We start from the raw sequence: 19,642 nt of genomic DNA on the forward strand, positions 1-19,642 counted from the left end.
ATGCGACCCCGCAGGGGCGGGCCGAATTTGGCCCAGCGCCGCGTTGCTCGTCGGTCACTATGCAACGGCATGGCTCCCTCCTCGCGCCTCACGCTGAGCCAAATTCGGCTCCGTGCCGACGCCTCCACCTAATCAGGACAGGCTCTAGGCCCCGCTGGCCTTGTAGCGTTCGCGCCCGTTTACCACGGTGCGCAGCACTTCGATCTTGCCGATCGTGCCCGGCTCGGCGCTGAGCGGGTTGTCGGCCAGTATCGCCAGATCGGCCAGCTTGCCCGGGCGCAGCGTGCCCAGGGTGCGTTCCTGAAAGCCTGAATAGGCGTTGGCGGCGGTGTAGGCGCGCAAGGCTTCCTCGGCGGTGATCCGCTGTTCGGGCACGAAGCCGCCGGGCTGCAGGCCATCGGTGGTCCGGCGCAGCACCGCCGCCTCGATCCCGCCCAGCGGATCAAGGTCGGCCACCGGCCAGTCCGATCCGAAGGTCACCGTCGCCCCGCTATCCAGCAGCGAGCGCGAGGCCCAGGATCCCTTGAGCGCTTCGGCGTCGATCGCCCTGGCCGCCCAGCGCCCGTCGTCGATCGCGTGGAACGGCTGGATCGAGGCGATCACGCCCTGCTTGGCGAAGCGCGGGATCGCATCAAGCGCGATGTGCTGGGCATGCTCGATCGTGAAGCGGCGATCGCGCGCGCCGTTCTTGCGCGCGGTCTCGGCGAAAATGTCGAGCACGTGGTCGATCGCGGCATCGCCGATCGCATGCGCGGAAACCTGCAGCCCGGCCTTGTCGGCTTGGCGGACCCATTCGGCGAACTGCTCCCATTTCTGCAGCGGAAAGCCGAAATTCTTCGGATCGTTCAGGAAATGCCGCCGCATATAGGCAGTGCGCGAGCCCAGCGCACCATCGGCCATGCCCTTCAGCCCGCCCCAGCGCACCCATCCATCGCCGCGTCCTTCGCGCCGGATCAGTGTGGCCAGCTTCTCCCAGTCGTTGAGCGGGGCCATGACATAGAACCGCAGGTCGGTCTCGCCCTTGGTCCGCAGCCGCCGCGCGGCATCGAAGGTCGCCCAGTCGGTGTCCATATTGTGAACCTGGGTGACCCCATGGGCCAGCGCGCGCTGGATTCCGATCCGGATCGCTGCTTCGGTTTCATCATCGGTTGCGGCGGGGATCGCGCGCTCGATCAGGGTCTGGGCATTGTCCTTGACCACCCCGGTCGGCTCGCCCCTGGCATCGCGCACCAGCAATCCGCCTTCGGGGTCGGGTGTGTCCTTGCTGATCCCGGCCAGCCTGAGCGCCAGCGAATTGGCCAGCGCGACATGGCCGTCGGTGCGGTTGATGAACACCGGATGGTCAGGCGTGGCCGCATCGATCAGCTGGCGGGTGGGCAGTTCGCCGCCCCAGCGTTCCGAATCCCAGCCCATCCCCAGGATCCAGCGCCCCTTGGGCTGTTTGGCGGCATAGCTGCCCAGCCGTTCGACCAGTTGCTGCGGGCTTTTCACGTCGAGCAGTTCGACTCGCACCAGACTGAACGAACCCATGGTGAAATGGGTGTGATTGTCGATGAAGCCGGGGCAGACAAAGCCGCCCTTGAGGTCCACCACCCGGGTCCGCTTGCCGATCCGCGCGCGGGTCTGCGCCGCACCGACCGTGGCAATCTGTTCGCCGGCCAGGCCAATCGCGCCGGCCAGCGGCACCCCGCGGTAACCGGTCCAGACCCGGGCGTTGACATAGGCCAGGTCGAGCGCGGGCGGCAGCGCCCGGTTGCCCAGCAGCAGCCCTGCCGATCCGGCGCCCAGCCCGGCCAGCACATGGCGGCGATGCAGGTTGAAAGTGCCCATCGTGATCCCCCTGGTCGTTTCGGGGGAGGATGCGTCAGACGCGCGACGCTGGCAATGGGTCTGTCAGTTGCCGTGCTTGCTCAGCTCGTCGCCCTGCAGGGTTACCACGTGCAGCAGGTTGGTCGATCCCGGCGTCCCGAACGGCACCCCGGCCAGCGCCACCAGCTTTGACCCCGCCTGGCCGAACCCGTGGCGCAGCGCCATCCGTTTGCCCTTGGCGATCATCTCTTCAAAGCTGCCGATGTCCTTGGTGTTGACCGCGTGGGTGCCCCACAGCAGCGCGAGGCGCCGGGCGATCCGCTGTGACGGGGTCAGCACCAGCATCGGCACCGAAGGCCGCTCGCGCGCGACGCGCCGCGCGGTACTGCCCGATCCGGTAAAGACGATGATCCCGGTGACGTTGACGGTCTCGGCGATCCGCGCCGAGGCCAGCGCCAGCGCGTCGGCGGTGGTCGCATCGGGGCGCACTTCGGTGAAGTGGACCCGCTCGCCATACATGTCGTCGCCTTCGACCTGCCCTGCGATCCGGTGCATGATCGTTACCGCCTCAACCGGCCAGGCGCCGCTGGCGGTTTCGGCCGAAAGCATCACCGCATCGGCCCCGTCGTAAACCGCATTGGCCACGTCGGACACTTCGGCGCGGGTCGGGGCCGGGCTTTCGATCATCGATTCCAGCATTTGCGTGGCGACCACTACCGGCTTGCCCGAACGCCGGGTGGTGGCAACGATCCGCTTTTGCAGCGGCGGCACTTCCTCGGGATTGAGCTCAACCCCCAGGTCGCCGCGCGCCACCATGATCCCGTCGGCCAGCTCGATAATCTCGTCGAGGCGGTGGATCGCGGCGGGCTTTTCGATCTTGGCCATCAGCGCGGTGCTTGATGCGCCCATCAGCTTGCGCGCTTCGGCCACGTCTTCGGGCCGCTGGACGAACGACAGCGCGATCCAGTCGGCCCCCTGTTCCAGCGCGAAGGCCAGGTCGCGGCGGTCCTTTTCGGTCAGCGCCGGGATCGGCACCACGGCATCGGGCACGTTGACGCCCTTGCGGTCCGAAATCACCCCGCCAACCTCGGCCGAACAGAGGATCCGGTCCGCGCCCGCCTCGATCACTTTCAGGCGCAGCTTGCCATCGTCGATCAGCAGCCGCTGGCCCTTTTCCAGCACCCCGAACAGCTCCGGGTGCGGCAGGCAGACGCGGGTGTCATCGCCCGGCGCGGGATCGCGATCGAAAGTGAAGTGGCCCGAATGGCGGATCACCGCCTTGCCGTCCTTGAACTGACCGACCCGCAGCTTGGGCCCTTGCAGATCGCACAGCACCGCCACCGGGCGGCCCACCGCCTTTTCGACCTCGCGGATCGCGGCAATCGTGGCGGCATGGGTTTCGTGGTCGCCGTGGCTCATGTTGACGCGGAAGGCGTCGGCCCCGGCGCGCAGCAGCTTTTCGATCATTTCGGGGCTGCGGCTGGCCGGGCCCAGGGTGGCGAGAATCTTGACCTTGCGGCCACGCGGATCGAATTTTGCCAAGGTATGCCTTCCTCTCTGTGCCATCCCTATGGCAAAGCGGCGCCGAAAACCCAAGGGAATGCCCATGAGCTGCTCTGAAAATACGAATGCGACCGCCGGTGATCCGCTCGAAAGCCTTGATGATGCAGTGGCCGCCGCCGCATTTCGCCGCCTTGTCCGCCATTTGCGTCACCGCCATGACGCCCAGAACATCGAACTGATGGTGCTGTCGGGCTTTTGCCGCAATTGCCTGGCCGACTGGATCCGCGATGCCGGCGCGCCCTATGACAAGGAAGGTGCGCGTGAAGTGATCCACGGCATGCCAAGCAGCGAGTGGAAAGCACGTTTCCACAGGGAAGCGACTCCGCAGCAGCTTGAAGCCATGGCCGAGAGCTTGAAGAAGAACGCGCCGGAAGGCTGATCCTCTCCATTTGTGCTCCGCGAAAATGGAGAGGGGCTGACTTTCCACAGCTTGCCCTTTGCTCGAATCTAAGGCCCCGGCTATCGGCGCAGATCAACCGATTCATTCCCGTGGAGTTTCCCCCAAATGGCCAATGCCACCGACGACCGCCTGCGCCTGCTGATCGAGCGCATCGAACGCCTCGAAGAGGAAAAGAAGGGCATCGCTGACGACGTCAAGGACGTCTATGCCGAAGCCAAGGCGGTGGGTTACGACGTCAAGATCATGCGCCAGATCGTCCGCCTGCGCAAAATGAAGCCCGACGACCGCGCCGAAATGGAAGCGATTCTCGACACTTATAAGGCAGCGCTCGGCCTGGGTTGATCGCGCCCGGCCGCTTCCTATCTCGGTGACACCATTCACCGCGGAAGGAAGCGCGCATGATCTCTACCACCATCGCCCTGCTCGAAGGCCGTCCGGTCCAGCGCTATGTCGGGATCGTCACCGGCGAGGTGATTGTTGGCGCGAACATCTTTCGCGACCTGTCGCCGGGATCCGCGATATCGTTGGCGGGCGTTCGGGTTCCTATGAAACGGTGCTGGCCGATGCGCGCCGCCAGGCGATTGCCGAAATGGAAAACGAGGCCGCGCGGCTGGGCGGCAATGCGGTGATCGGGGTCGATCTCGACTATGAAGTGATCGGTGCCAATGGCTCTATGCTGATGGTCAGCTGCTCGGGCACCGCCGTGGTTGTCTGAAAGCCAAGTCTGAGCTAGGGGCGGGCCAATTCCTAAACCCTAGCAACAGACGGCGATCATGGCAGGTCATTCCAAATTCAAGAACATCATGCACCGCAAGGGTGCGCAGGACAAAAAGCGTGCCGGCTTGTTTTCCAAGCTTTCCCGCGAAATCACCGTTGCGGCCAAGATGGGCATGCCCGATCCCGACTTTAACCCGCGCCTGCGTGCTGCAGTCAACGCGGCCAAGGCGCAGTCGGTTCCCAAGGACAATATCCAGCGCGCGATCGACAAGGCCAGCAAGGGCGACGCCGACAATTACGAGGAAGTGCGTTATGAGGGCTATGGTCCGGGCGGAGTGGCGCTGATCGTCGAGGCCTTGACCGACAACCGCAACCGCACCGCCACCAATGTCCGCACCGCCTTTGCCAAGAACGGCGGCAACCTGGGCGCATCGGGCGCGGTCAGCCACGGGTTCGAACGGCTGGGGCTGATCGAATACCCGGGCAGCGCCGGCGATGCCGACAAGGTGTTCGAAGCCGCGCTTGAGGCCGGCGCCGACGACGTTGAAAGCGACGAGGACGGTCACGCGATCTGGGTCGCGGTCGAAAACCTCCACCCCGTGGCGCGCGAGCTGGAAAAGGCACTGGGCGAAGCGGTCGGTGTCAAGCTGGCGTGGAAGCCCAGCCTCAAGGCCGAGGTTGGCGAAGGCGATGCGGCCACCCTGCTCAAGCTGATCGACGTGCTGGACGACGATGATGACGTCCAGACCGTGTGGGGCAATTACGAGATCTCCGACGAAGTGATGGCGAAGCTCGGCTGATGTGGCCGCTCGTCGCGAAAGCCCTGCTTTCCGGCGCGCTGATTGTCGCGATTGCAGAGATCGGCAAGCGGCTGCCGACTTTCGCCGCGCTGGTCGCTTCGCTGCCGCTGGTTTCGGTGCTGGGGATGGTGCTGCTGTGGCGGGCCCGCCCCGATGCAGAGAACATGGCGGTCCATGCCGAAGCGACCTTCTGGTACGTGCTGCCCAGCCTGCCGATGTTCCTGCTGATGCCGTGGCTGCTGCGCCACGGCCATGGCTTCTGGCTGGCGCTGCTGGCGGGCTGCGCGCTGACTGTCGTCCTCTACCTGCTGATGGCCCAGTTCGGCCCCCGGCTGGGGATCCGGATCTGACATGCTGATCCTGGGCCTCGATCCTTCGCTGACCTGCACCGGTTGGGGGATTGTCGCCAAGGCGGGCAACCGGCTGAGCCATATCGCCAATGGCCAGGTCAAGACCGACCCGAAACTGCCGCTGGCCGAACGGCTGGTGACGCTTGACCGCGAACTGGCCGATGTGATCCTGCGCCACCGGCCCGATCAGGCCGCGGTCGAGGAAGTGTTCGTCAACAAGAACCCGCAATCGACGCTGAAGCTGGGGCAGGCGCGCGGGGTCTGCCTGCTGGCCGCCGCGCGCGCGGGGCTGCCGGTGGCCGAATATGCCACGCGGCTGGTCAAGAAAGCGCTGGTCGGCACCGGCGGCGCTGAAAAGGCTCAGGTCCAGGCGATGCTGGGGGTCCTGCTGCCGGGGGTCAAACTGGCCGGGGCCGACGCCGCCGATGCGCTCGCCGTGGCCATCGCGCACGCGCACCTGGTTCGCTGAACAAGTGAGCCAGCCGGGGTTAAGCTGACTGCAGCCATAGCACCCTCTCGAATCTGAGGAGGTCGCCCCCGATGCCCCGTTTCAAACTGCTCGCGCTTGCCGCGCTCGCCGGCCTGACCCTGTCGGGCTGCATGGCCAGCCGCTACCAGATTTCCGATGCGCTGATGCGCTATGGCCTCAACCAGAACCAGGCGAGCTGCGCGGCGGAATTCCTGCGCGGGCACCTGACCACCGGGCAGGTCGATCGCCTCGCCCGGGCGGCGCGCGATTACGATACCGGCGGGCGGATGACCTTCGGCGATCTGGTTCGGGTTGCCGGGCGGGTCAATGACGGCGAGGTGCTGCTCCAGACCGGCGCCGCCGCACTGGCCTGCAAGGTGGGCGCGGATGTTCCCATCGGGCGGTTCTAGGCCGATCGGGCGGTTCTAGGGTCTGTTTCAGTCAAGCTGAAACAGGGCACCACCGGCCCGCTCCCCCTCCCGGCCACCCATAGGGTAACCTGGCGTTGGGTGGCTGGGAGGGGGAGCGGGCCGGTGGTGCTTCCAGGTCAGTGGAAATGACCCTGCCCAGATAATTCGCGCGGTGGATTGCCAGCCGCGCGGATTTCCGGCAGGAACAAACCATGATCGCAAAGCTGACCGGCACGCTCGACGATTTCGGCCCTGACTGGGCGGTGATCGACGTGGCGGGCGTGGGCTATCTGGTCCAGGCCAGCGCCAAGACGCTCGACGCGCTGGGCGTGCGGGGGGACCGGGTGACGGTCCACACCGAACTGCAGGTTTCCGAAAACGACATGCGCCTGATCGGCTTCGCCAGCGGAGAAGAACGCGCCTGGTTCCGCCTGCTCACCGGGGTGCAGGGCGTGGGCAGCAAGATGGCGCTGGCGGTGCTTTCGGCATTGTCGATCGACGACCTGCAACGCGCCTGCGCGGCGGGCGATGCCGCGATGGTGGCCCGCGCACAGGGCGTGGGGCCCAAGCTCGCCGGGCGGATCGTCAACGAATTGAAGGACAAGGCCGGCGCGCTGCCTGCGGGGCCGGGTGTGGCCGTGGCCGCAGTCCCGGCCGGCTCGGCCAGCGCGGACGCGGTCTCGGCGCTGCAGAACCTGGGGTTCAAGCCCAACGTCGCGACCATGGCGGTGGCCCGGGCGATCGAGGAACTGGGCGAGGGGGCCGGGCTCGATGCGCTGATCCGGGTGGGATTGAAGAGGGCGGCGGGGTGAGTTTGATGAAGCTTATTGATCTTATCTTCTAAAATGATAAGTTTCGAAAGATTGCTATGGATCCGGTGACGAACCCTTATGCGCCCGGCGCTGGCAGCCAACCGCCTGAGCTTGCGGGACGTGACGAAGTCCTTGAACGGACGAGGATAACTCTCGCCAGGATCAAGCAGGGGCGCCCGGCCAAGAGCTTCATGCTAGTCGGACTGCGCGGCGTCGGCAAGACTGTGCTGCTCAACAAGATCCAGACCATCGCAGAAGAGTCTGGCTATATTGCGGCCATGGTAGAAACGCCGGAAAGCAAGACCCTGCCCGAAGTCTTGCTGCCTTGCCTGCGTCGCATCCTGCTGCAACTTGACACCAAGGAGCGCGTTAATGAGGTCGTCAAGCGCTCGCTGATGATCCTCAAAGGGTTTGCCAACGCGCTTAAGGTTTCGGTCGGCGAAGTTGAGTTCGGACTGGCGATCGAACCGGCTCACGGCATCGCCGATAGCGGGGACCTGGATGCCGACCTTCCCGACCTATTTGAAGCCATAGGTCAGGCAGCGCGATCACGCGGCACTGCGGTGGCCCTGATCATCGACGAAGTTCAGTACATTCCCGAGGCCGAATTCAGCGCCCTGATCATGGCGGTGCACCGCCTGTCACAGCGTCAATTGCCGCTGGTGGTGATCGGCGCTGGGCTGCCGCAGCTGGTCGGACTGGCTGGAAAATCGAAGTCTTATGCAGAACGGCTGTTCGACTACCCACAAATCGGGGCACTGAACGAAGCGGATGCGCGCGCGGCCTTGCTCGAACCGGCAATTCGCGAGGGCGCAGGGTATGACGACGCGGCAATCGCCAGAGTTCTGGAGCTGACGAAGGGCTATCCGTACTTCATTCAGGAATGGGGCTATCACGGCTGGAACACTGCTGCCGCTTCGCCCATCACCGCAGAAGATATCGACCGCGCAACCAGAACTGCGGTCGCCAATCTCGATGAGAGCTTTTTCCGCGTCAGGTTTGATCGGCTGACCCCGCGCGAGAAGAGCTATATGTTCGCGATGGCGGCACTCGGTCCAGGACCGCATCGATCCGGAGACATTGCCGCAAAGCTCAATGTCGCAGTCGAAAGCGTCGCGCCTTTGCGCAGCTCGTTGATCAAGAAGGGGATGGTTTACAGCCCGGCTCATGGAGACACTGCCTTCACCGTGCCGATGTTCGATGAATTCCTTGGGCGGCAGCAGTCGCTGCAATGACCGATAACCCCCTCCTCTCTTCACACCGCCAGGCCGAGGATGCCGATGCAGCGCTGCGGCCCAAGAGCCTGGCCGAATTCGTCGGGCAGGCGGCGGCGAAGGATAATCTGCGGGTGTTCATTGAAAGCGCCAAAAGCCGGCGCGAGGCGATGGACCATGTGCTGTTCTATGGCCCGCCGGGGCTGGGCAAGACCACGCTGGCGCAGATCGTCGCCAAGGAACTGGGTGTCGGGTTCCGCGCCACTTCGGGTCCGGTGATCGCCAAGTCGGGCGATCTGGCGGCGCTGCTCACCAACCTTGAAGAAGGCGACGTCCTGTTCATCGACGAGATCCACCGGCTCAATCCGGTGGTCGAGGAAGTGCTCTACCCGGCGATGGAAGACCGCGCGCTTGACCTGATCATCGGCGAGGGGCCCTCGGCGCGGTCAGTGCGGATCGACCTGCCGCCCTTCACACTGGTCGGCGCGACCACCCGGCAGGGGCTGCTGACCACGCCGCTGCGCGACCGCTTCGGGATCCCGGTGCGGCTGAATTTCTACACGATCGAGGAGCTTGAGCGCGTGGTCAGCCGCGGCGCCGGGCTGCTGGGCATCGGGATCGAGGCCGAGGGTGCGCGCGAGATTGCGCGGCGCGCACGCGGCACTCCCCGCGTGGCCGGGCGGCTGCTGCGCCGGGTCCGTGACTTTGCCCATGTTGCGGGTGACGACATCATCACCCGCACGCTGGCCGATAATGCGCTGACCCGGCTCGAGGTGGATTCGCTGGGGCTCGATGCGATGGACCGGCGTTACCTGACGATGATCGCCGATATCTACAAGGGCGGCCCGGTGGGGGTCGAAACGCTCGCCGCCGGCCTCAGCGAACCGCGCGATACGGTTGAGGAAGTGATCGAACCCTATCTGATCCAGCTGGGGCTGGTGGCGCGCACCGCGCGCGGGCGCTGCCTTAACGATCGCGGGTGGAATCACCTGGGAATCACCCCGCCAACGGGCAGCCAGCAGGGGCTGTTCGACCCGGGCGATCCGGGCGCGAAATAGCCATTTTCGGTTAACCGCGTTCGCAATCGCGCTGGTTTCGGTTCCAGAATGGGACAGGTCCGCGCTGGCCTGCACGCAAAATGCATTTTTCCCGGATTGAGCCAGCCAAAACACGGTTAACACGATTGTCGCCTTAACTTTCCTGATGTCCTTTGCCGCTACTGGGGGCTGCAGTCGGCATTGGGCCGGACGGCAATTCAAGGCTTCCGCAGGTAAAGAGAGCGATCATATGTCGGCACGGATGGCACTTGTGAAACTGGCGGCACTGGCCGCAGGTGGCGCAGTAGTTGGCGGTGGAGCAGTCCACGTCGCCGAGGCTCCGGCCTCGCAGGTGCAGTACGTCAAGCAGGCCAAGCGCACTGCGGCGACCACCAAGCGCACCGTCAAGCGCAAGAAGGCGACCCGCATGGCTGCGGCCCAGCCGCGCAAGATGCGCAAGATCCGCCGCGTGGTGACCCGTTCCTATGCCTGCGCACCGCAGCCCCAGCCCCAGCAGATGGCCATGGTGCCGATGATGCCGCAGCTTCCCCCCCAGCCGATGCCCGAAGGCGGCAGCGGCGGGCAGACGGTGATCGTTGGCGGCAGCGGCGGCATGAGCTTTGGCGGCGGCTTCTTCGGCGGCTTCTTCGGCGGTTCGAGCGGCGGCGGCAGCGTTGTCGTGACTTCGACCACCACCGGCGGGATCACCAGCTCGACCTCGACCGGCGGCAGCTCGACCACCACCGGCGGCGTTTCAACCTCGACCGGCGGGGTCAGCACCAGCTCGACCACCTCGACCGGCGGCGTTTCCACTTCGACCGGCGGGGTCTCGACCTCGACTGGCGGCGTCTCGACCTCGACGGGCGGTGTTTCCACCTCCACCGGCGGCGTGACCAGCACCACTTCGACCACGTCGGGCAATGTCACCAGCTCGTCGAGCAGCTCTTCGTCCTCGTCCAGCTCCAGCTCGAGCAGCTCCTCGTCGAGCTCGTCGGGTTCGTCGTCCTCGTCGGGCGGCACCACCACCGGCGGTCATTCGTCGGGTGGGCATAGCTCGGGCGGGCACAGCTCAACTTCGGGCGGGCATTCGTCGGGCGGCCATTCCTCGACCTCGGGCGGTTCGTCGGGTTCGAGCGGTTCGAGCTCGTCTTCGTCGGGTTCGTCCTCGTCGAGCAGCTCGAGCAGCTCAGGCAGCTCCTCGTCCAGCTCGAGCGGCTCGTCGTCGAGCAGCAGCTCCAGCTCGACCAGCTCTTCGACCTCGACCTCGTCGAGCACCAGCACTTCGGGCGGCCACTCCTCGTCGGGTGGCAGCAATGGCGGCCACGATGTTCCGGCTCCGCCCATGCTGCTGCTGTTCGGCGCTGCGGCCGCTGCAACCTTTAGCCGTCGCCGGCTGGCCAAGCAGACCAGCTGAGCCAGGCAACGGATCCACCAGGGGTAAGGGGCGGCTCATGTAGCCGCCCTTTACTTAGGGTCAGGACCCCTTACTCGCGCCTTCGAGGCGCCGGAATGGCGAACAGATCGGGCGGATATTCGCGCGGGGAAGGCTGGTTGCCTTTCCAAGCGAATATCCGGTCGAGATGGAAGCCATTCCGGCGTCCTGCAGGGATTTGACCAAAATGGCCCAGCGCCGCGTTGGATAGTCTTGAAATAGCACCACTATTCCTTCGCCTATCCGCCTTGCGCTGAGCCATTTTGCCTCAAACCTCGAAGGCGCGAGTAAGGGGTCCTGACCCTATGTGCTGGGCAGGGAACCCTCTACCCAGTCGCTGCCCAGCCCCTTGGTGCTGACCAGCCCGGCCAGTTCCCAGACATTGCCGTAACCATAGCCGTGCAGGTTGACGAAGGTCGGGATGTTCAGCGCCATATCGACCCGCTTGGTCACCACCGGTGCCATATTGTCGGTGAAATTGTTGTTGCAATAGATATAGATCGGCCGGTTCGGGTTCTTGCCGATCACCTCGCGCAGCGCCGCATCGGTAAAGTCCGAAAAGGGCAGGTTGACCGCCCCCCTGATATGCCCCTGGGTATAGGCCCGCTCGGACCGGGCATCGAGCAGCAGCGCCCCTTCGGCGCGGGCCTTGGCAATGAACTGGTCCCACGGCAGGCGATGCGCCTCGCGCACCGGCGCAAGTTCCGCCGCGCGTTTGACGAAGCCGTCGTAGTCGATCTGCGGGTTGGCGGGCTGGAGCGACTGTGCGGTTGCAGGGGCGGACAGCGTCAGGGCAAGGGCCAGGGTCAGTGCAGGGGCAAACAGGCGGGGCATCGGCTTTCTCCCGTGGTTACGGCAAGAAACCTGCGCCCCGCCAAGTGAAAGCGCGATGAACGTATTCCTTCCCGGAACGGGGAGGGGGAGGTTCAGCTTGCCAGCTTGCGCAGCACGTAGTGCAGGATCCCGCCGTTCATGAAGTATTCGACTTCGTTGGCGGTATCGATCCGGCACAGCGCGGTGAAGCTGAACTTCGAGCCATCGGCGCGGGTCACTTCAACCTCGACATCCTGGCGCGGGGTCAGCCCGGCGACGCCGGTGATGGTGTAGGTGCAGTCACCGTCCAGCCCCAGCGAGGTGCGGCTGTCGCCGTCCTTGAACTGCAGCGGCAGCACGCCCATCCCGACCAGGTTCGACCGGTGGATGCGTTCGAAGCTTTCCACGATCACCGCGCGCACACCCAGCAGGTTAGTGCCCTTGGCGGCCCAGTCACGGCTCGATCCGGTGCCGTATTCCTTGCCGGCGATCACCACCATCGGCGTGCCATCGGCCTTGTGCTTCATCGCCGCGTCATAGACCGGCATGACTTCGCCGTTGTACTTGCTGAAGCCGCCTTCGGTGCCGGGGACCATTTCGTTCTTGATGCGGATGTTAGCAAAAGTGCCGCGCATCATCACTTCGTGGTGGCCGCGGCGCGCGCCGTAGCTGTTGAAATCGGCCTTGGCGACCTGGTGTTCCATCAGCCACTGGCCCGCCGGGCTATCGGCCTTGATGTTGCCGGCCGGGCTGATGTGATCGGTGGTGATCGAATCGCCCAGCACCAGCAGCGGCTTCGCCTCGACGATGTCGGTGACCGGGGCCGGGGTCATGGTCATGCCATCGAAATAGGGCGGGTTGGCAACATAGGTGCTGCCGGCGCGCCACTGGTAGGTTTCGCTGCCGGTGACATTGATCGCCTGCCAGTGGGCATCGCCCTTGTAGACGTCGGCATAGCGCGCCTGGAACATTTCGCGGGTGACGCAGGCGGCCATGGTGCTGGCCACTTCCTGGTTGCTGGGCCAGATGTCCTTGAGGAACACCTGCTGGCCGTCCTTGCCGGTCCCGATCGGGGTGGTGACGAAATCGTCGATCACCGTGCCTTTCAGCGCATAGGCCACCACCAGCGGCGGGCTGGCGAGGAAGTTGGCGCGCACGTCGGGCGAAACGCGGCCTTCGAAGTTGCGGTTGCCCGAGATCACCGCTGCGGCAACCAGGCCGTTTTCGTTGATCGCCTTGCTGATCGGTTCGGCCAGCGGACCCGAATTGCCGATGCAGGTGGTGCAGCCATAGCCGACCAGGTTGAAGCCGATATTGTCGAGGTGCGGCTGGAGCCCGGCCTTTTCGAGGTAGTCGGTAACCACCTGCGAGCCGGGGGCGAGCGAGGTCTTGACCCACGGCTTGGGCTTGAGGCCCAGTTCGTCGGCCTTCTTGGCGACGAGGCCAGCGGCAACCAGCACGCCGGGGTTCGACGTATTAGTGCAGCTGGTGATCGCGGCGATCATCACGTCGCCATCGCCGACGGTGAAGTCCTTGCCTTCAACCGGCACGCGGGTGGCGGTCTTCTTGTAGGTTTCGGCCATGTCCTTCGCGAAGACATCGTCAACCTCAGGCAGGTCCACGCGGTCCTGCGGGCGCTTGGGACCGGCGAGCGAGGGCACCACGGTGCCCATGTCGAGTTCCAGCGTCGAGGAGAACACCGGATCGGCGGCGCTGGGATCAAGCCAGAAGCCCTGCTGCTTGGCATAGGCTTCGACCAGCGCGATCTGGCTTTCCTCGCGGCCGGTCAGGCGCAGGTAATCGAGCGTCTTGTCGTCGATCCCGAAGAAGCCGCAGGTCGCGCCGTATTCGGGGGCCATGTTGGCCAGCGTCGCGCGGTCAGCCAGGCTCAGCGAGGCGAGGCCCGGACCATAGTATTCGACGAAGCGGCCGACCACGCCGTGTTTGCGCAGCATGTTGGTGGCGGTCAGCACCAGGTCGGTTGCGGTGACGCCTTCCTTCAGTGCGCCGGTCAGCTTGAAGCCGACCACTTCGGGGATCAGCATCGAGACCGGCTGGCCCAGCATCGCGGCCTCAGCCTCGATCCCGCCGACGCCCCAGCCCAGCACGCCCAGGCCGTTGATCATGGTGGTGTGGCTGTCGGTGCCGACGCAGGTGTCGGGATAGGCCACGGTCGCGCCCGACTGATCCTGGCTGGTCCAGACCGTCTTGGCGATGTTTTCCAGATTGACCTGGTGGCAGATCCCGGTGCCCGGGGGAACCGCGTAGAAGTTGTTGAGCGATTTCGAACCCCACTTCAGGAAGTCATAGCGTTCCATGTTGCGGTGGTATTCGATCTCGACATTTTCCTCGAAGGCCTTGGGGTGGCCGAATTCATCGACCATCACCGAGTGGTCGATCACCAGGTTGACCGGGACCAGCGGGTTGATCTTGCTGGTATCGCCGCCCAGCGTGGCGATCGCATCGCGCATCGCGGCCAGATCGACCACGCAGGGCACGCCGGTGAAATCCTGCAGCAGGACGCGGGCCGGACGGTACTGGATCTCGTTGGTCGATTCCTTGGGGTTCTTCTGCCAGTCGACCACCGCCTGCACATCCTGGGTCGAAACGGTGAAGCCGCCGTCTTCGAAACGCAGCAGGTTTTCCAGCAGGACCTTCATCGAGAACGGCAGCCGGCTGATGTCGCCCAGCTTTTCCGCGGCCTTGGCCAGCGAATAATAGGCGTAGTCCTTGCCGCCGACATTGAGTGTTGAGCGGGTGCCGAGCGTGTCCTGTCCGACCTGGGTCATGCGAAGTGCCTCCTGAATGTGGAAGCCTTACCGCGCGCGCCCTTTTCGCGGATGCAGCAAGGCCCTGTGTCGGCGCCGCCGATGCGCGCGAAATGGGTTCAGGTCAAGGGGCGCAAGCCACCAAAACCGAACTAAAGCGCGGTCTGTTCCGTGTGCGAAGGCTGCTTGCGCGCCGCGATCCAGCAGCCGATCACGATCAGCACGGCCCCGGCCACGGTCGGCATGGTCAGCGCTTCGTCGAATATCAGCCAGCCCAGCAGCGCGGCCCAGATGAAGGCGCTGTATTCAAGCGGCAGCAGCACCTGCGTTTCCTCGCGGCCATAGCCCCACGAAATCAGCATCAGCGAAACGGTGGCCAGCAGCGCCGAAGCGGTGATGTGGCCCATGATTTCCAGCGGCGGCAGCGTGGCCAGCCAGGGCGCGACCAAGGCCATGAACAGGCTGGTGAACACCGCCTGGAAAGTCGCCACCTCGATCGGCCCGGCCATCAGCGCCTGCCGGCGCTGCAGGATCAGGTTCCAGGCATAGAGCACCGCCGAAACCAGGATCGCGCCGATCCCCCAGACGGTATCGGTATCATAGCCGCCCTGGCCGAGCCTGGCCGCGGCGATCACCACCACCCCCGCAAGCCCCAGCAGCGAGGCGAGCATCGCCCGTTTGCCGATGCTCTCACCCAGCAGCACCGCAGCCAGGTAGAGCGCGATCAGTGGGGCGATGAACGAGATCGCCATGCCCTCCGCCAGCGGCAGGTACTTGAGTCCATAGAAGAAAGTCGTAGCCATGAAGGCGCTGGTCAGCCCGCGCTGGGCATGCAGCCACAGCGCTTCGCCGCGCGGCCAGATCCCGCCGCGCAGGTGCCAGTAGGGCAGCATCACCGCCACCCCCACCAGCGAGCGCCAGAACATCGCGTTGTAGGCGCCCACCGCCAGGCTGGCGCCCTTCATCAGCGCGTCCATCACGCTGAACGTGGCGATTCCCGCGCCCACCGCCAGGAACGGCATCATGTGATGGTGCTGGCTTGGCTGGCCGCTGGACACGCTGGTTCTCCCCTGGGCGAGCGGGGTAGGGGAGGGCGCGGCGGGGCGCAAGGCCGGGCGGACTGTAACCCGATCAGGATTTGCCGCGAATGGCATTCGGGACTAACCAGAAGGCCACATGGACAGCACACCGGCGTCACCCCAGCACACCGCACCGCCCCCCAAGGGCGGCGACACGGTGCTGCGCCACCGCTGGCCGGTGCGGATCTGGCACTGGACCAACGCGCTGGTCATGGCGGTGATGCTGATGAGCGGGCTGATGATCTTCAACGCCCACCCCCGGCTCTACTGGGGCCATTATGGCGCCAACCCCGATCCGGCCTGGCTCGACCTGGAGAAAGTCAATGGCGGGATCCCCTTCCCGGGCTGGATCACGCTGCCCTCGCACTACAGCCTGGCCGATGCGCGGCTGTGGCACCTGGCCTTCGCCTGGGCGCTGGTGCTGGCCTTCATCGGCTACCTCGGCTGGGCGCTGGCGAGCGAACACCTCAAGCGCAACCTTGCCCCGCAGCTGGCCGAACTGGCCCCGCGGCACCTGTGGCATGATATCCGCGAGCACGCGCGGCTGCGCTTTCCCACCGGCCTGGCGGCGCTCAGCTACAACGTGCTGCAGAAACTGGCCTATGGCGCGGTGCTGTTCGTGCTGCTGCCGGGGATCGTGCTGACCGGCCTCGCCATGTCGCCGGCGATCGACGCGGGCTTTCCCTGGCTGGTTGACCTGTTCGCCGGGCGGCAGAGCGCGCGCAGCCTGCACTTCCTGTGCGCCGCCGGGCTGGTCGCTTTCCTTCTGGTCCATTTGGCGATGGTGCTGCTGGCCGGCCCGGTCAACGAGCTGCGTTCGATGCTGACCGGATACTACCGCCTGCCGCCCGAGCGCGAGGAGCAGGCATGATCGTTTCGCGCCGCAGGTTGCTGGGCATGGGGGCTGCCGGGGCCGGGGGGCTGCTGCTCTCGGGCTGCGACCGGCTCAACCAGAGCGAGGCCGTGCGCCAGGGGCTGGCCGGGGCCGAAGGGCTGACCATGCGCGCCCAGCGGCTGCTGGTGGGCGATGCCCTGGCCCGCGAATTTACCGAGGCCGAAATGTCGCCCGACTTTCGGGTCAACGGATCGAGCCGGGTGGAAGACAGCCAGTATCGCCGCCTGCTGGCCAGCCAGTTTGCCGGCTGGGCGCTGCAGGTTGGCGGGCTGGTCCACCGCCCGCTGGCGCTGGGGCTCGATGCGCTGAAGGCGATGCCGCAACGCACGCAGATCACCCGCCACGACTGTGTCGAGGGGTGGAGCGCGATCGGCAAGTGGCAGGGCCCGCAGCTGGGTGCGATCCTCACCCAGGCCGGGCTGCTGCCCCAGGCCCGCTATGTGGTGTTCCACTGCGCCGATGTGCTCGATGGCAAGCCCTATTACGAATCGATCGACCTGATCGACGCATTTCACGCCCAGACGATCCTGGCCTGGCGGATGAACGACGCTCCGCTCAGCGAAGGCCACGGCGCGCCGGTGCGCCTCAGGGTTGAGCGGCAGCTGGGCTACAAGCAGGCCAAATACGTGATGCGGATCGAGGTTACCCAGACCCTCGCCGGCCTCTACGGCGGCAAGGGCGGTCACTGGGAAGACCTGCGCGGCTATCAGTGGTACGCGGGGATCTGATCCGACCTTCGGGCGCTACTGCGCCTCGATCGTGATCCGCTCCATCCCGCTCTTGCCGCCCATTTTCATGTTCTTGGTCATGACCGCCTTGCGGACCAGTCCGCTGCGCGCGTCGAGATCGACCACCATGGTTGAGGTAAGGTCCATGCTGCCCAGTTCGCGTTCCAGTGTGGCGCGATCGGCCTGGCCACTGGGCGCCGCCTTCATCATGCCTTCGATCAGCCCGGTCACCGCCTGCCTGAGCTGGACCGGATCGGGCACCGAAGTCACTTCGATGTGCAGCAGTCCGCTGCCCGGCGGGGCGGTCAGCCGCATGCTGACCTTGTAGGTCAGCGGCTGGGGAAACAGCGGAGACTGGGCGACCGAGCTGGTTTCGACACTTTCACCCGCGGGCGCGGAAACGCCCATCAGTTCCAGCAGGTCGGGCCAGCCCTTGAATACCAGCCTTGGCGCATCCTCGGCCGATGCGTTGAGGTATTTGCCGAAGAAATCGCGCATGAAGGCCTCGGCCTGGGGGCGCTTGGCCGGATCGGGTTCGGCCGAGGCCGCGATGACCGGGATCGAGGCATTGAGATCGCGCTTGTAACCTTCCCAGTTGTGCATCCGCACGATCGCCCCGTCGGCATCGAGTTCGAACGAAAGCGGGGCGAGCAGCGGCTTCAGGGTCGGCGGGACAGGCGCCTTGGGATCGGTCAGGTCGATGCTGCCCTTGGCATTGCCCATCCGCACCGGACGCACGGTCATCACCACGTGATCACCGCTGCGCGCATAGGTGATCTCCTGGTCCATGGTCGATTGCTCGACCGCGCCGTCACGGACCTTTTCCTGCGTCAGGCGATAGCGCAGCACCTTGTCCAGCGGTGGATCGAACCGGGTTGCCAGTTCGGCCGTCGCAGCCGCCGCCGGCGGAGCCGGCGGAGCCGGCGCCGGTGCCTGGGCGCCCAGCGCGGCCGGCAGCAGCAGGGCGCCCAGCGCCAGGAGCAGGCGCGGCCGGATCACATCAGCTTCCGGACTTCTTCGGCGCTGTAGAGCATCAGGCTGGCCCCTTCGCGCTGCACGCTGCCCATCGCCTTGTTGAAGGTGGCCATATGCGCGCTGGCCGAATGCGCGGCGAGCGCCTCCTGGCTGGCCCAGCGTTCGGAAATCCGGATCAGGTCGGGATCGGCGATGTCCTGCGCGAAGGAATAGTGCAGGCAGCCTTCCTCCTGGTTGGTCGCCTGGACCATCGCGATGCCCTGGTCGCGGACCTTTTCGAATTCGCCTGCCGCCAGCTTCAGCCAGCCTTCGATCAACAGCATCGCACACTCCTCGTTTCAGTTACTGCGCATAACACCACGGATTGCGCGATCCGTTCAAGTAGGGACGGGCCAGACCGGCCGCGACCATATCATCGGCCAGCGATTGCACCGAACCATCGGCGCGCGCGCGCAGCGCATGGCGCAGTTCGCGGCCATACTGGTCGTGGACCGGCGGATAGGGCCCGGCCAGCGTGAACGGCCCGGCGTTGACCAGATCGAGCAGCAGCGCCACCGCCGCCTCGCCCTTGGCCGCTTCCTCGCTGCAGCGCGCCGGGTGCATTTCGGGCGCGTCGATCCCGATGATCCGCACGGTGCGTGCACCCAGCTTGATCGTATCGCCATCGATCACGCAGTTTTCCGCCCGGCCCTTGCCGCAGCGGGTGAAGCGTGCGTCGATCCGCTCGCTGGGTCCGGCCGGCATTGTGCTGGGGCCGATCCGGGGCGGCCCGCCAAGCCACAGCCAGGTGGCACCAATCAGCAGCGCCGCGCCCAGCCACCAGCGCAGCGCGTTCCAGGCCCGGCGCGGGCGTGACAGGCCCTGCCACTGGTGGCTGGGCAGGACACGGCCATAGTCAGTGCGGCGGAACGGCCAGGGCATGGCACCGGGCTAGCGGCGCAGCGCGCCTCCGGCAAGCGCGGCGCACCAGTCGCTGCGTTTGCCTTTCCACGGTTCGGCCAGTCCTTCGCTGACCAGCTGCCCGCCCAGCGAACGCCCGCCGCGCCTGACCACCCTGAGCGCGCGGCCATAGCGGTCGGTCGCGCGGCCTTCGACCTCAAGCGTGAACTCTCCGGCGTTGAGCAACACTACCAGCCGGGCCTTGGCCCGTTCACCCAGCGCGCGTTCCGCCGGGCAGCCGGCCTGATGCGTTTCGGGCGCGTTGATGTCTGCGATCCGCACCTTCTCGCCATTGAGCCAGAAGGTGTCGCCATCGACGACGCAGGTGGTACGCGGAGCTTCGGCGCAGAGCGAGAAGGCAGCGGCGGCAAGGGTGGCAAGGGCAATGGGCATGCCCGCCCAATGCCGGTCCGGGGGGTGACAAACCTATCC

At 65.8% G+C, this 19,642-nt stretch carries 21 protein-coding genes and 1 pseudogene; 13 read left to right on the forward strand and 9 right to left on the reverse strand.

From position 1 onward, the window contains the following. Positions 1-144: 144 nt before the first annotated feature. Positions 145-1,830: an amidohydrolase gene (locus IT549_RS08815; protein ID WP_292972127.1), complete on the reverse strand. Its 1,686-nt coding sequence runs from the start codon at positions 1,828-1,830 to the stop codon at positions 145-147. A gap of 63 nt (positions 1,831-1,893) precedes the next feature. Continuing rightward, positions 1,894-3,375: a pyruvate kinase gene (pyk, locus tag IT549_RS08820; RefSeq protein ID WP_292972129.1), complete on the reverse strand. Its 1,482-nt coding sequence runs from the start codon at positions 3,373-3,375 to the stop codon at positions 1,894-1,896. Positions 3,376-3,415: 40 nt separating this feature from the next. Here pyk and IT549_RS08825 point away from each other — a divergent pair, with 40 nt between their 5' ends. The 11 genes and pseudogenes from IT549_RS08825 (at position 3,416) to IT549_RS08875 (ending at position 10,995) form a co-directional block, all read left to right on the forward strand. Next, positions 3,416-3,751 (forward strand): DUF1244 domain-containing protein, encoded by a 336-nt coding sequence (locus IT549_RS08825; protein ID WP_292972132.1) that lies wholly within the window; start codon positions 3,416-3,418, stop codon positions 3,749-3,751. Between the two features lie 126 nt (positions 3,752-3,877). Continuing rightward, positions 3,878-4,114, forward strand: coding sequence for a DUF2312 domain-containing protein (locus IT549_RS08830; protein WP_292972134.1), 237 nt, complete (start codon positions 3,878-3,880; stop codon positions 4,112-4,114). Between the two features lie 56 nt (positions 4,115-4,170). Then, positions 4,171-4,487 (forward strand): annotated as a pseudogene (locus tag IT549_RS08835) (heavy metal-binding domain-containing protein). Between the two features lie 58 nt (positions 4,488-4,545). After that, positions 4,546-5,289: a YebC/PmpR family DNA-binding transcriptional regulator gene (locus tag IT549_RS08840; RefSeq protein ID WP_292972137.1), complete on the forward strand. Its 744-nt coding sequence runs from the start codon at positions 4,546-4,548 to the stop codon at positions 5,287-5,289. After that, positions 5,289-5,639, forward strand: coding sequence for a DUF3147 family protein (locus IT549_RS08845; RefSeq protein WP_292972140.1), 351 nt, complete (start codon positions 5,289-5,291; stop codon positions 5,637-5,639). The genes IT549_RS08840 and IT549_RS08845 overlap by 1 nt, the downstream gene beginning before the upstream one ends. A 1-nt stretch (position 5,640) precedes the next feature. Continuing rightward, positions 5,641-6,108 carry a crossover junction endodeoxyribonuclease RuvC gene (gene ruvC / locus IT549_RS08850; RefSeq protein ID WP_292972143.1) on the forward strand — a complete coding sequence of 156 codons (468 nt, stop codon included), beginning with the start codon at positions 5,641-5,643 and terminating at the stop codon, positions 6,106-6,108. A 71-nt stretch (positions 6,109-6,179) separates the two neighbouring features. Continuing rightward, complete coding sequence (locus tag IT549_RS08855; RefSeq protein WP_292972145.1) at positions 6,180-6,518, forward strand: hypothetical protein; 339 nt, start codon at positions 6,180-6,182, stop codon at positions 6,516-6,518. A 212-nt stretch (positions 6,519-6,730) separates the two neighbouring features. Continuing rightward, entirely contained in the window at positions 6,731-7,330 is a 600-nt protein-coding gene (gene ruvA / locus IT549_RS08860) for a Holliday junction branch migration protein RuvA (RefSeq protein WP_292972148.1), read from the forward strand. Between the two features lie 56 nt (positions 7,331-7,386). After that, the gene (locus tag IT549_RS08865) at positions 7,387-8,565 is read left to right on the forward strand and encodes an ATP-binding protein (protein ID WP_292972151.1); all 1,179 of its coding nucleotides are present in this window, start codon (positions 7,387-7,389) and stop codon (positions 8,563-8,565) included. Continuing rightward, a complete protein-coding gene (ruvB, locus tag IT549_RS08870) occupies positions 8,562-9,602 on the forward strand; it encodes a Holliday junction branch migration DNA helicase RuvB (RefSeq protein ID WP_292972153.1) in 1,041 nt (346 codons plus the stop codon). The genes IT549_RS08865 and ruvB overlap by 4 nt, the downstream gene beginning before the upstream one ends. Positions 9,603-9,843: 241 nt before the next feature. After that, the gene (locus IT549_RS08875) at positions 9,844-10,995 is read left to right on the forward strand and encodes a PEP-CTERM sorting domain-containing protein (protein WP_292972155.1); all 1,152 of its coding nucleotides are present in this window, start codon (positions 9,844-9,846) and stop codon (positions 10,993-10,995) included. Positions 10,996-11,316: 321 nt separating this feature from the next. Here IT549_RS08875 and IT549_RS08880 read toward each other — a convergent pair whose 3' ends face one another. The 3 genes from IT549_RS08880 to IT549_RS08890 form a co-directional block, all read right to left on the reverse strand. Further along, positions 11,317-11,847, reverse strand: a complete 531-nt coding sequence (locus tag IT549_RS08880; protein ID WP_292972157.1) for a rhodanese-like domain-containing protein — start codon at positions 11,845-11,847, stop codon at positions 11,317-11,319. Between the two features lie 92 nt (positions 11,848-11,939). Continuing rightward, positions 11,940-14,615 carry an aconitate hydratase AcnA gene (acnA, locus tag IT549_RS08885; RefSeq protein ID WP_292972159.1) on the reverse strand — a complete coding sequence of 892 codons (2,676 nt, stop codon included), beginning with the start codon at positions 14,613-14,615 and terminating at the stop codon, positions 11,940-11,942. A gap of 131 nt (positions 14,616-14,746) precedes the next feature. Continuing rightward, on the reverse strand, positions 14,747-15,652 hold the full coding sequence (locus tag IT549_RS08890; protein ID WP_292972161.1) for a DMT family transporter: 906 nt from the start codon (positions 15,650-15,652) through the stop codon (positions 14,747-14,749). 118 nt (positions 15,653-15,770) lie between these two features. On the opposite strand from IT549_RS08890, the gene IT549_RS08895 reads away from it, so the two are divergent. Further along, complete coding sequence (locus IT549_RS08895; RefSeq protein WP_292972164.1) at positions 15,771-16,544, forward strand: cytochrome b/b6 domain-containing protein; 774 nt, start codon at positions 15,771-15,773, stop codon at positions 16,542-16,544. Continuing rightward, a complete protein-coding gene (locus IT549_RS08900; RefSeq protein ID WP_292972166.1) occupies positions 16,541-17,296 on the forward strand; it encodes a molybdopterin-dependent oxidoreductase in 756 nt (251 codons plus the stop codon). The genes IT549_RS08895 and IT549_RS08900 overlap by 4 nt, the downstream gene beginning before the upstream one ends. Positions 17,297-17,311: 15 nt before the next feature. Here IT549_RS08900 and IT549_RS08905 read toward each other — a convergent pair whose 3' ends face one another. Genes IT549_RS08905 through IT549_RS08920 form a run of 4 tightly spaced genes read right to left on the reverse strand, consistent with a single transcriptional unit; the run spans position 17,312 to position 19,603 of the window. Next, positions 17,312-18,295: a hypothetical protein gene (locus tag IT549_RS08905; RefSeq protein ID WP_292972169.1), complete on the reverse strand. Its 984-nt coding sequence runs from the start codon at positions 18,293-18,295 to the stop codon at positions 17,312-17,314. After that, on the reverse strand, positions 18,292-18,594 hold the full coding sequence (locus IT549_RS08910) for an antibiotic biosynthesis monooxygenase (protein ID WP_292972171.1): 303 nt from the start codon (positions 18,592-18,594) through the stop codon (positions 18,292-18,294). Before IT549_RS08910 ends, IT549_RS08905 begins: the two co-directional genes overlap by 4 nt. A gap of 19 nt (positions 18,595-18,613) precedes the next feature. Beyond that, the gene (locus tag IT549_RS08915) at positions 18,614-19,192 is read right to left on the reverse strand and encodes a thermonuclease family protein (protein ID WP_292972173.1); all 579 of its coding nucleotides are present in this window, start codon (positions 19,190-19,192) and stop codon (positions 18,614-18,616) included. 9 nt (positions 19,193-19,201) lie between these two features. Beyond that, entirely contained in the window at positions 19,202-19,603 is a 402-nt protein-coding gene (locus IT549_RS08920; protein WP_292972176.1) for a thermonuclease family protein, read from the reverse strand. Between the last annotated feature and the right edge of the window lie 39 nt (positions 19,604-19,642).

Source organism: Novosphingobium sp. (assembly GCF_020852455.1).
GTDB lineage: Bacteria > Pseudomonadota > Alphaproteobacteria > Sphingomonadales > Sphingomonadaceae > Novosphingobium.